10 protein-coding genes are annotated in these 12829 nt (G+C 43.5%); 4 read left to right on the forward strand and 6 right to left on the reverse strand.

The window, feature by feature from the left end; all coding sequences use genetic code 11:
* Positions 1–114 precede the first annotated feature (114 nt).
* The 4 genes from hutG to hutU form a co-directional block, all read right to left on the reverse strand.
* Entirely contained in the window at positions 115–1182 is a 1068-nt protein-coding gene (gene hutG, locus WAZ74_RS02040; protein WP_422305272.1) for a formimidoylglutamase, read from the reverse strand.
* 71 nt (positions 1183–1253) lie between these two features.
* Complete coding sequence (gene hutH, locus WAZ74_RS02045; protein ID WP_422305273.1) at positions 1254–2813, reverse strand: histidine ammonia-lyase; 1560 nt, start codon at positions 2811–2813, stop codon at positions 1254–1256.
* Positions 2814–2928: 115 nt separating this feature from the next.
* Positions 2929–4326, reverse strand: coding sequence for a YjiH family protein (locus WAZ74_RS02050; RefSeq protein ID WP_422305275.1), 1398 nt, complete (start codon positions 4324–4326; stop codon positions 2929–2931).
* Positions 4327–4372: 46 nt separating this feature from the next.
* Entirely contained in the window at positions 4373–6088 is a 1716-nt protein-coding gene (gene hutU, locus WAZ74_RS02055) for a urocanate hydratase (RefSeq protein ID WP_422305278.1), read from the reverse strand.
* 374 nt (positions 6089–6462) lie between these two features.
* Here hutU and WAZ74_RS02060 point away from each other — a divergent pair, with 374 nt between their 5' ends.
* The 4 genes from WAZ74_RS02060 to WAZ74_RS02075 all read left to right on the forward strand — a co-directional run bounded on the left by WAZ74_RS02060 (position 6463) and on the right by WAZ74_RS02075 (position 9905).
* Entirely contained in the window at positions 6463–7254 is a 792-nt protein-coding gene (locus WAZ74_RS02060) for a UTRA domain-containing protein (RefSeq protein WP_422305280.1), read from the forward strand.
* Between the two features lie 245 nt (positions 7255–7499).
* On the forward strand, positions 7500–8336 hold the full coding sequence (locus WAZ74_RS02065; RefSeq protein WP_422305282.1) for a transporter substrate-binding domain-containing protein: 837 nt from the start codon (positions 7500–7502) through the stop codon (positions 8334–8336).
* Positions 8337–8404: 68 nt separating this feature from the next.
* A complete protein-coding gene (locus WAZ74_RS02070) occupies positions 8405–9088 on the forward strand; it encodes an amino acid ABC transporter permease (protein ID WP_422305359.1) in 684 nt (227 codons plus the stop codon).
* 73 nt (positions 9089–9161) lie between these two features.
* Entirely contained in the window at positions 9162–9905 is a 744-nt protein-coding gene (locus WAZ74_RS02075) for an amino acid ABC transporter ATP-binding protein (RefSeq protein ID WP_422305284.1), read from the forward strand.
* Positions 9906–10484: 579 nt separating this feature from the next.
* Here the strand turns inward: WAZ74_RS02075 and WAZ74_RS02080 are convergent.
* Together WAZ74_RS02080 and WAZ74_RS02085 are read right to left on the reverse strand one after the other, a co-directional pair.
* Positions 10485–11744 carry an MgtC/SapB family protein gene (locus WAZ74_RS02080; RefSeq protein WP_422305286.1) on the reverse strand — a complete coding sequence of 420 codons (1260 nt, stop codon included), beginning with the start codon at positions 11742–11744 and terminating at the stop codon, positions 10485–10487.
* 323 nt (positions 11745–12067) lie between these two features.
* Positions 12068–12826 (reverse strand): hypothetical protein, encoded by a 759-nt coding sequence (locus WAZ74_RS02085; RefSeq protein WP_422305288.1) that lies wholly within the window; start codon positions 12824–12826, stop codon positions 12068–12070.
* Positions 12827–12829 lie beyond the last annotated feature (3 nt).

Genomic DNA, 12829 nt, shown 5'->3' on the forward strand with positions numbered 1-12829 from the left:
TGCAGCCTCTGTCACGCTGACGAACAGCACGCAAGAAAGTTTTTATCAGCTACGCGTATTCATATCTGTTTTATTTTGAAATGATTACAGCCAGCCTATATGCCAGTTATAAGGTTAATAAGTGCTTTCCGATGTTAATAAGTACTGTTCAATAATTGTGGCTAATAGTCTCGCCGCAACTTTACAGCTGCGAGCATCAATATCATAGGTCGGATTAATCTCAGCAATATCGGCTATTTTTACTTTACCGGACGCCATAATAAGTTTGACCGCGCGTTCAACGAAGCTCAGCTCAATACCGTAGGCAGCTGGCGCACTGACACCGGGTACGATGCTTGATGGCAAGCAATCCATATCAATCGTTAAGTAAATAATATCAACGCTATCGATAAAACTTACTATTTGAGCAGCAATTTTTTTCCATTTCTTATTGGTACAATCTTCATCACTGATAACGAGCACACCTAGTTCGTCAGCACGATCAAATAGCGCGGCGGTATTAGAGAAGCGACTGACACCAATACAGCAGTAATGAAACGGCTGCTGATGCTCGGTTAGATGCTCAGAAATTTGGCGAAAAGGTGTACCAGACGTCGCCACATCAGACTGACGAATATCAAGATGGGCGTCAAAGTTAATGATGCCAATAATAGGCGCAGAGTCTGGATGGTCGTTGACGTTTGCTTGCTGAAGTGCCTGCCACAATCCCAAAAAACTACCATAAGCCATCGCATGACCACCGCCAAGACCGATAGGTAGACTGCCTTGTTGAATAACGTTACTGACAACACTAGCATATTGCTGCTGAGCTTGCTCAAGCAGTTGCTCAGCAAAATCATCGTTATCTTGACAGTGAATGTCACCGGCATCACCTAATAAGGTCGCTAAATTTCCACCAAAGTTTTTCTGTAGCTCAGCGATAACCGGTAGCTTAGCAAAAGCACTTCGAATCAGTGGCGGTGCGGCTCTTGCGCCCACGCGCCCTTGATTACGTCTAACGCCCTGATCACAGGCGAAGCCGACCAGCCCAATACGCTGTCCTGCACTTGATATATCGCTATCATACGCATAAGGCTGTGCCAGTTGATACCAATAGCAGGCGCGCTCACTTTCAAATGGCTCAGCGCGTCCAGTCCATTGACTCATATCAGCGGCAGTGTGATTCACGGTTATGATGGTCATCACTGATCTCCTTTAAAAGAAATGTAAAGCTAGCTATTTATTTAGAAAAACTTCCTATTTAAAAGTCATCTTTATTTAGAAAGATACCAGTCGCCACGTAGATCCTGCCAATGGTCGGTTAAAGTACGACTGAGTATTAGCTGCTTTGCCGCTTCGATATCAGGCGCTAAGTAGCGGTCTTTATCATAAAAAGTAACTTGCGCGCGTAGAAGCTGATGAGCTGTCGTCAATGGCTCTGAGGTTTCAAGCCCGCGCTGGAAATCGATACCTTGACCGGCAGCTAGTAGCTCGATACCGATAATGGTCGCGGTATTTTGCGCCATCTCGTATAAACGGCGTGCGCAATAAGTGGCCATCGACACATGGTCTTCTTGATTGGCAGAAGTTGGGATACTGTCGACACTACCCGGATGGGCGATGGACTTATTCTCTGATGCTAGTGCCGCTGCGGTCACGTGCGCAATCATAAAGCCTGAGTTTAAGCCAGCATTATCGACCAAGAATGGCGGTAAACCGGACAAGGTTGCATCAATTAATAATGCCACGCGGCGCTCAGACATCGCACCAATTTCAGCAATCGCCAAGGCTAAAATATCAGCGGCAAATGCCACCGGTTCAGCATGGAAGTTACCGCCTGAGATAGCAACGGGACCATCATCGTTGGTGAAGATTAGCGGATTGTCAGTGACGGCATTGGCTTCGATTAATAAGGTTTGGCCTGCTTGATTGATAATATCAAGGCATGCGCCCATCACTTGCGGCTGACAACGTAAGCAGTAAGGGTCTTGCACTCTATCGTCTTGCTCGCCATCATGAGAGGCGCGAATAGCACTGCCTCTAATCAATTGGCGATGCGCTTTGGCAATTTCAATTTGCCCATGATGACCACGGACTTCATGGATACGGGCATCAAATGGTGCATCCGAGCCTTTTGCCGCGTCAATAGACAGTGAACCAACGATAGTTGCCGATTCTAATAAGTCACGCGCTAAGAAATAGCCCCGTAGCGCAAGTGCAGTTGACACTTGCGTGCCATTGATTAATGCCAAACCTTCTTTCGCGGCAAGGGTGATGGGCTCAAGGCCATGCTGCGCTAGAGCGTCAGCGGCTGGCACACATTGACCATCGACATAGACATCTCCTTCGCCCATTAGCGCTAGCGTCATATGGGACAAAGGCGCTAAATCACCGGACGCACCGACTGAGCCTTTAACCGGAATGTGCGGAGTAATTTGATGGTTAATCAATGCCAATAAACCATCGACGACGACGCGTCGTACGCCAGAAACGCCTTGTGCTAAGCTGGCAACCTTCATGACCATAATCAGTCGAACCACGCTGTCTGGTAAGGGTTCGCCAGTACCAACAGAATGCGACACGATAAGATTGTGCTGTAGTAATTCAAGCTGATCATCACTAATTCGAGTCTTTGCTAATAAGCCAAAACCGGTATTGATACCATAGGCGCTTTTATCACGAGCAATGATGGTACGTACATCTTCGTGCGAGGCATCGATCGCCTCATAAGCGCTATCAGGCAGCGTTAAGGATACTGGCTGATCATAAATACCGCGTAACATCTCAAAGCTTAATTGGCGTGGGTTTAGCATTAGTTTTTTTATAGTGGTCATAAAGGTGTTCCTGTTTATATTGGTTATATAATTCGTTTTATTGATACGCTTGAAAAAGTGATTAAAACGGGATTAAAGTGTGATTAAAGCGTCATAATATTTTGATAAAAGAAAGCTAGGCAATCCAACCAAAATATAGGGCCAACTGTCCAAACGCTGCGGCCAGTAGAATACTCAGTACCACCCGCTGAAACCAAATAATGACCATTTTGCCCACTGACAATGGGATTTCGGTTGCAAGCACACACGGAATCATCGCGGAAAAGAACAGTACGCTGCTAATTGAAATCACACCGGCGACATAGCGGGTCAAAATCTCGGCATCACTGAGTAACAAGGCAGGCAAGAACATCTCAGCAAGCCCTGCTGACATTCCTTTAGCAGCGACTAGCGGATCTGGTAATCCGCCCAACCAAGTAAACGGATAAAGTAATAAGCCTAGCACGTCGAAAACAGGGGTATATTTTGCCAACAACAATCCCGTTAAACCAACCGCAATAATAGAGGGCACAATAGCAGCAGCCATCGTGATGCCGTCTCTAAAGTTAGACCATAAAATATGTTTTAAATCGGTCGCTTGGCGTGAAGTCGCAATCCCTAAATCTAACGCGGCTGCTAAACGCGTGCCTTTTTTATAAGTTAATTCTGGACGCTCTACTTCATTATCAGCACGACTAATCGGTGGAATACGAGCAGTGATAGCGGTAACGATAAAAGTAATGACCAGTGTCGACCAAAAGAATACATTCCAAAATTCCATTAGCCCTAATGTTTTAGCAACAATCACCATAAACGCTGCTGACACGGTTGAAAATCCAGTAGCAATAATGATCGCTTCACGTGCAGAGTATTGTTTTTGTAGATAAACGCGGTTGGTAATTAATAGACCAATAGAATAACTACCGACAAAAGAGGCAACGGCATCAATGGCGGATGCACCCGGAGTTTTCCAAATGGGCTTCATGATAGGTTGCATCAGTACGCCAACCGTTTCAAGTAAGCCAAAGCCGACTAAAAACGCTAAGATCAATGCACCAATAGGAACAATCATACCAACCGGCAGCGCCAGTTTTTCAAATAGAAACGGCAGCATATCCTTTTCCATCATAAAGTCAGGTGCGGCACCAGTGACGTACATAATAGCCAGTACCAAGCCAATGACTTTAAAGACGGTCAATATCGTATTGGTAATATTTTTACGCCACGAGCCATCATAAAAAGGCTTACCCACCCCATAAATCATGAGTAAAAATAACAGCACTATTGCAAGAGTATGCTGCTGAGTGACCAGATAAGTTGCCCCGTGATCAAATAAGATGGTGCTTTTTTCGCCGATAGTAAACGGTACAAAAAACATTACCAAACCTATCGCGCTAAATACGATCAGCTGTAATATTGCGATAGGTGTTGATAGTAGCTTTTCAGGTGGCGTTATATCGGGCGTAGTGTTAGCAGGTTGCCCATGCTGCCCATGCTGAGTAGTATTTTGCTCAATAGTATCTTGCTCAACCATATTATCCTCCTTGATAAAATGTTATTTATACGCTTATAAGGAAACGCTACTTAATCATAGGAAGATTTAGGCCATAGTCCTTAGCCGTTTTAATCGCCAGCTCGTAACCCGCATCGGCATGACGCATCACACCTGAACCGCAATCATTAACCAATACGCGAGCTAAGCGTTTGGCTGCGGCATCCGTACCGTCAGCGACGATAACCATACCTGAGTGCTGCGAGTAACCCATGCCAACGCCGCCGCCATGATGTAGTGATACCCAAGTGGCGCCGCCTGCGACATTGAGCATACCGTTTAATAATGCCCAATCAGATACCGCATCTGAGCCATCTTTCATGCTTTCTGTTTCACGGTTAGGGCTGGCAACTGAACCGGTATCTAAATGGTCACGACCAATAACGATAGGGCCTTTTAGCTCGCCGCTTTTGACCATCTCGTTAAAGGCAAGTCCTGCTTTATCACGCTCACCCAAACCTAACCAGCAAATACGTGCGGGTAACCCTTGAAACTGAATATGCTCTTTTGCCATATCAAGCCAGCGATGGATATGGGTATTTTCAGGAAATAGCTCTTTGATTTTTTGATCGGTCTTATAGATATCTTCTGGATCACCTGATAGCGCCACCCAGCGGAATGGGCCTTTACCTTGGCAAAATAGCGGGCGAATATAAGCGGGTACAAAACCTGGGAAGTTAAAGGCATCTTTAACCCCTTCATCAAACGCGACTTGGCGAATATTATTACCGTAGTCGGTTGCTGGAATATCCATCGCTTGTAAGTCTAAAATAGCTTGTACATGGACGGCGCAAGACTCAGCCGCAGCCTTAGTCAGTGCCGCATGTTGACTGTGATCTTCTTGCGCGGCTTTCCATTCATCAACGGTCCAACCACTAGGGAGATAGCCATTGATTAGGTCGTGAGCTGAGGTTTGGTCAGTCACTAAGTCAGGCTTCATGCCACCTGCATTGGCGCGTTTGACCATTTCAGGTAAGATATCGGCGGCATTACCCAGTAGGGCGATAGAGACCGCTTCACCAGCGTCCGTATGTTGTTTGATCAGCTCGTAAGCGTGGTCTAAGTCATCCGCTTGCTTATCGACGTAGCCGGTACGTAGACGAAAATCGATGCTGGATTGTTGGCATTCAATATTTAGCGAAGTCGCACCCGCAAAAGTCGCGGCTAATGGCTGCGCGCCGCCCATACCACCAAGACCCGCAGTTAAAATCCAGCGTCCAGCCCAACTACCATCGTAATGTTGGCGGCCTGCTTCGACAAAGGTCTCATAAGTACCTTGCACGATGCCTTGAGTGCCAATGTATATCCAGCTACCCGCCGTCATCTGCCCATACATCATCAAGTCTTTGCGATCGAGCTCGTTAAAATGCTCCCACGTCGCCCAGCGCGGCACTAGGTTTGAGTTGGCAATTAATACACGCGGTGCATTTTCGTGAGTCTGAAAAACACCCACTGGTTTACCCGACTGTACCAATAGAGTTTCGTCATCTTCTAAGACTTTTAAGGATTCCAAAATTTGATCATAGCTTTCCCAGTTACGGGCAGCGCGACCAATACCGCCATAAACCACTAAACTTTTAGGGTTCTCAGCGACATCAGGATGAAGATTATTTTGTAGCATGCGATAAGGAGCTTCGGTCAGCCAGCTTTTGCAATGCAAGGTGCTACCAGTAGGGGCAGCAATATTGCGTGTCTCATCACGGCGCGTAAATTCGTTATTCTGATTTATTCCATTAGTAGTCATCGTCATTCCTTGAGATCATCTGTTCATAGCAAAAAAGGTAATTAATATAAAGTCTTTAAAACACGGGTCTAAATTTTTTCTAACGTTAGGTAACTAATCAAGGGTAATTAACCAAGAGCAGTTAATAACGCTTTCTCAATGACGCTAAATTAAGCTAAGAACCTGTTAGTATTATCTAGAAGTTGTATATACAAATTATCAAAAATGATTTTATGTTGCAAGGACTTTTTTTATTTAGGATGCAATTATTTGCAATCGGCTAGCAAGTAAGCCATGATTTTGACGATGACGTGATATTATGGCGGCATTAATGTGTGTGCAATGGACGATTAAAACTGACAATTAGAAATAGAAGTAATAAAGGTAAAATCGGCATGGTAAAACTGAATACAGAAAAGACAGTTCCAGCGTATCAACGCATCAAAAATGCAATATTAGATAATATTCACTCTGGTAAGTGGCAAGCGGGCAATGCGATTTCGACAGAAATGGCGTTGGCAGAAGAGTTTGGCGTATCAAGAATGACCGTCAATCGCGCTTTAAAAGAATTGAGTGAGGAGCGCGTACTAGAGCGTCGGCAAGGGTCGGGGACGTTTGTTGCACAGCAGCAGTTTAATCATACCTTTGTAGAAGTGCGCAATATCGCTGAAGACTTAAAGTCAGCCAATCGTGATTATCAGGCGCAAGTAGTCAGTAAACGCACCATTACCGCTGCCATGCTTGATGATTGGATGCGCAAAAAATTTGATATTGACGATACAGCATCGTCAGCTCAAGAGCAGATGGATAACAATAATACGAATGGCGTCGTTAATGATGATGACCAGCCTGTGTTGTACGAAGTTAAAATTATTCATTTTGCTGATGATCAACCAATACAATTTGAAGAGCGCTGGGTCGATGCGAGGAAAGTACCTCATTTCATTGAGCAGGATTTTAGTCTGGTTAATACCAGCGACTATTTAATTGCAAAAAGTCCCCTAGAGCGTGGCAGCTATACCATAAGAGCTTTAGCGGCACCGACTGAGGTTGCCGAAGCGCTAAAGATTGCGCCTCAGTCGCCGACCTTAGTGTTACGCCGCCAGACGTATTCGTTCGGTCGCGTATTAACGTTTGTCAAAATGTGGCATGCAGGAGATCGCTACCAATTCTCAGGAGAACTATAATAACCTTACGCATACTCACTGTTTTTGTACGTTTATTCTTTCTGAAGTGAGCTAGTATATGGATGAGCGACTATTTGATTAGCATCGATAACGTCAAAAACTAACCTAAAAGACTGCAAATATTTGAAGATAATATAAAAACAGCATTGAAACAGGTGCCAAGAATCCTCAAATCGGACAGCCAAAGCCAAATAATACCGTTTTATCTAATAACGCTCATTTATTCACTATTATAAGGACGTCTTATGAAACGTCGTACTCTCTTAGCGCTTGCCGCTAGTACCTTATTTCTCGCCGCTTGTGGCCAGTCTAATACTAACGATACTGAAACCAAGGCAACCGACACCGCTGCAAGCGGTGGTTCTGATTTGCTACAGCGTATCAATAGTGGTGGCACCATCAACGTTGGTACCGAAGGCACTTATCCTCCGTTCACCTATCATGACGAGAGCGGTAAGTTGACCGGCTATGATGTTGAAGTGACACGTGCTGTTGCTGATAAATTGGGTGTTGAAGTAGAGTTTCAAGAAACTCAGTGGGATGCGATGCTGGCAGGTCTTGATTCAAAACGCTTCGATATGGTCGCCAACCAAGTTAGCTTGACTACGCCTGAGCGTTTAGCGAAGTATGACAAAGCGCAAGCCTATAGCTGGTCAGGCGCAGTCGTTTTAGCGCCAAAGGATGATAACCGTTATAGCTCGTGGGAAGCGTTAAAAGGTTTGCGTAGCGCTCAATCTCTGACCAGTAACTATGGCGAGCTTGCAGAGCGTTATCAAGCTGAAATCGTCCCTGTTGATGGTATGGCGCAAGCGATTCAGTTGGTCAAACAAGACCGCGCTGACTTTACCATGAATGACAATCTTGCGATATTGGATTATCTAAAGAAATTCCCAGATGCGGCGCTTGAGATTAAACTGACAGCCCCTGTCAGTGAGCAAACAGGTTCGGGCTTGGTATTGATAAAAGGTGATGATGCGGTGTTAGCAAAGTTAGACGAAGCCATGGCAGCATTGGCAGCTGATGGCACGCTTACCAAATTGAGCCAAGAATTCTTTGGTGCTGATATAAGTCAGCAAAAATAATGCTTGCTTCTATTATGCCAGCTTCTATAACGTCAGGGTTAGCAGATTTATTGGCACTCTTGCCATTTATGAGTCCTGAGCGGGCGCAGATTGTTATCTCGTCCTTTTGGCCGATGCTTAAAGGCGGTATCTATTATTCGATACCGCTGGCATTGATCTCATTTGCGATCGGTATGGCTATTGCTTTGAGTGTAGCACTGATTCGTATTGTGCCGCGCGCTGGTTGGATTCACGAGATTGTTTACCGGCTTGCTCGCATTTATGTGTCTGCCATTCGCGGCACGCCGATGCTGGTGCAGCTGTTTATTATCTTTTATGGCTTACCGAGCGTTGGGGTTAAGCTTGACCCTTTTCCGTCAGCGATTATTGCTTTTTCGCTGAACATTGGTGCTTATGCGTCAGAGACCGTGCGCGCTTCTATCTTGTCTATTGCAAAAGGGCAGTGGGAAGCGGGTGCAACCGTTGGCTTGACGTATTTACAGACCTTTCGCCACGTTATTTTGCCGCAGGCATTGCGCGTGTCCGTACCGCCGCTATCTAATACCTTTATCAGTTTGGTAAAAGATACCTCATTAGCATCGCTAGTGTTGGTGACTGAGCTATTTAAACAAGCGCAGATTATCACCGCGCGTAACTATGAGTTTATGTTGGTCTATATCGAAGCGGCCGTTATCTACTGGGGTATTTGTCTGTTTTTGACCTTTATCCAAGGTAGGCTGGAAACGCGTCTTGATCGTTATGTTGCCAAATGATATCGCTATCAATCGATGCTACATTGCTCATCTCTTTAATCCGTGTGTTTTTTAATTTGCAAGTGGACCTCTTATGATTCAAATCACCAATATTCATAAAGCTTTTGGCAGCAATCAGGTGCTCAAAGGCATTGATTTGACTATTCATAAAGGTAAAGTGGTGGTGATATTAGGACCGTCAGGTTCTGGTAAAACCACCTTTTTGCGTTGTTTGAATGCGCTTGAGATTCCTGATCAAGGGGTGATAGCTTTTGATGATGGCAGCTTGACGGTCGATTTTGCCACCAAACCCAAAAAGAAAACTTTATTGGCTTTGCAGCGTAAGTCAGGTATGGTTTTTCAGTCTTATAATTTGTTTCCGCATAAGACAGCGATTGAAAATTTGATGCTTGGACCGACGGTGGTACAAGGACGCAGCAAAGCGCAAGCGCGTGAGCAGGCAGTGGCATTACTTGATAAGGTAGGATTGTCAGATAAGGCTGATCTTTACCCATTTCAGCTATCGGGCGGTCAGCAGCAGCGTATTGGTATTGCCCGTGCGCTCGCTATCGAGCCGTCATTGTTGTTATTCGATGAACCGACGTCTGCGCTTGATCCTGAGCTGGTACAAGATGTGCTGGGAACCATGAAGCAATTAGCTTCTGAGGGTTGGACGATGGTTGTGGTGACGCATGAGATTAATTTTGCCCGCGATGTTGCAGATCATGTAGTCTTGATTGAAGATGGTCAAGTAGTCGAAGAGGGTAGCGCTGAGCAGATGTTTGAGCTGTCAACGCACCCACGTACGCAGGCATTTTTACAGCGTATTCAGCTGTAAGCCGCTTAATCAGTTATAACGTGTTTAGTTGTAACGTATTCAGTTGTAAAAAAATCATCAGTCAATCGGCTGATGATTTTTTTTGGCTCATTCCTCATTTTTATCAGCATTAGACCTTTTGCATAAGTCTTTATCATTTACGTTCGATATGAGTCTGTATTCAATATACCCTAATACCTGTTAAACATACTTGTCTAAAGATATCGCTATTTTAGCGCAACCGACACAGTAGCTTTTTTATACCAATTTTCATTTAACATAACTCTTTAACTATGGGTGGGTACTGTTGCCCAGTAGCTTACTGTTCATTAAAAGATGTAGTTCCCTCTGCGGGTACCATGCTTGATAGGTAAGTTGCTGATATTTATATTATTAACTGTAGATTGTTGCTTTAAGTATACATCACAGTGTACTTGTTGATGATATCTCAAAGTTTTTCGATGGGTTCGACCTCAATTCAAGGGTGTGAAGCAACTTACCTTAAAATTTTAGAAACGCTCTGACGTAACTGTACATATGTCATTAGACCCTGTATCAGCATGAAAAATGTCCATTACGCCAATAAATTAGAGAAATATTTTAATTATTCGTCATAGTATATATCAAGATAATTAAAACAGTCATATGAATAATTTGGGTTGGAACAAAAGCAAGTGCGTATTGGAAACCACCAGTAATTGCCGCATTAATTGATTTAGAAATTGCATGTGTCGCTAAGCCTAATAATAAGGCGAGCAATAAAATAGGGTTAGTTGGGTTCCCTTGCATTACTACGGCAGCCATTGCTGCATGCACCTCAAACATAGAACTAAGTACGGTTCCTGCTATAAGACCTGCGTCACCCAGCCATAAACTTAAACCATAAACAAGTACTTGAATAATAGTAAGTGAAACTACAATGATACCCGCCTCTTTTAAACTAAACATGGGTGTATCAGTTAACTTAACTTTCTTTTCAGATCGAGTTTTTCTCATCAACCATATTCCAGGAATAATTAAAATTATAATGGCAGTAATAGATGGGAATAATAAAATTTTAAGCCAACTAAAACTTACACCTGCAACAATAATAAGAAGTTGTACCACTGTTGCGACACAGGATATAAGGGCAGCTCCAGCATTTTCTTTTGCATCTGCACGACCTTGACGAACTTCTATTCCAAGGCTTGCAACGCAGGCTGTGCTGGATACAAATCCTGATGCTAAAGCAGATACAAACATGGCGTGGCGTGATGGTAGAAGCCTCTTTGCTATATGTGCTAGTGCTTGCACTGCTAAAATCAATGTCAATAATTTTAAAATAATATAAGGATTTAGTACTGAACCCCAAAGAGCCCTATCGGGGATTAAAGGAAGTGCAATTAAAAGTAAAGCCAGTAAAAAGATACCATCTTTGAATTCACGCTCAGTAATCCATCTAACCGCTACTCCATGCATTGAATGCTTTGTCATTAAAAGGAAGGTAAGGACGACTGTAAGTGCAGCTGCATAAGGAATATGCCATAAACATAGTCCACCTATAAAATAGGTGAGTATAAAAGCAAGTTCAGTGGTTACACCTGGATCTTCAATTTGTTTATTAGTAGAGATGATACTTATACCACCTACTATCAATGCCCCTACGAGTCCCATAAATAAACCGAAAGAAAAACAAATTGCTCCTAATAGAGCGCAAATTGCAAAAGATCTAATACCTGCAAAGCTGTGTTGATTTTCACGTTGTTTGCTACGTTCTCTTTCTAGACCAATGAGTAGTCCACAACCTAATGCTGCAGTAGATGCAGTAATTAAATTTTGGACAGGTTCAATCGTAAATGCATTAACCATTATGAAATTCATCCCACTCTCTATGACCCCTGCTGTCAAATCCGTATAACTAAACTTGGGAGATTTCGATTACGCAGCATGACGATAAAAATCAAACCATACCACACCACACCTGTCTTAGCGATCTATACCACAACGGAGCCAGTCATTTCACCCCTCAAATCCATTAATAGACTACTTAAAATAGACCGCTATAATGGAATCACTTTATTAGGGTGGGTTTAACGATTCATAAATGGGTATTGCTGATGCTTAAAGTTGCCTAATACTGCGTGATAAATCTTGCTAAGGCACCGACTTAAGCGATAAGTCTATTCTCAAAGTGAGGACACGCCTTAATCGATCCATAAGAAATAGCTTTCCATACGCTCAGTATTTTTTTGAATAAAACATACTTTTTCAGCTTGGGTTCTTGGAAGATGTTTAGTATCAGCGCCACAGTCTTTTGAACGATTGATAACCCATTTAAGTTGGTCTTCTTTAAAGTTATTTGCCGAGGTTTGCCCGTAGTTGTTTATTATGTCGCGTCGAACTGATAGATAGTTATCGTTTAATGCCTTGTCAGAATTCTTGTATAAGCTATCAATAAGCCCAGCTTGCGAAACCAATGGCAAATAAGTTGAGTTTTCTTGATAGGAGAAAGTAGCGCTATCTTGCGTCCGATTATTCTCTATATATATTTCATTATTTGCTGGCTCTATAAATCCATTAACATCCTCACCCTTGAAGCGATAACCTTGAAAGCCACAAGGGGCCACGCCATCGTTACATAAGCTATGCTTGGTCTTAGCAGAATATAGCTTGACGACATAGGGTGATTTACTTTGTCTTTTTCTAAGTTGTTTGGTTTGCAATAAGCGTCCCAAATCTGGTGCAACCAGTAGCATATCATCACAACTGACACTGCCTTCACCACAACCATGGTAAAGGTTTAAGCGTTGACCTTGTACATCCATTCCTAATATAAAATTTGCTTTTACAGGCGTCACGGCTGAGCTAAAAGAAGCGGTTAGCATCGGACTGACGAATAAACTCGCACGGTATAGCCATTGATAGGTCAGTAAGCTCGATTTATTTAGGTTGAAGATAACCATAAT

The organism is Psychrobacter sp. (assembly GCF_049295055.1).
Taxonomy (GTDB): domain Bacteria; phylum Pseudomonadota; class Gammaproteobacteria; order Pseudomonadales; family Moraxellaceae; genus Psychrobacter.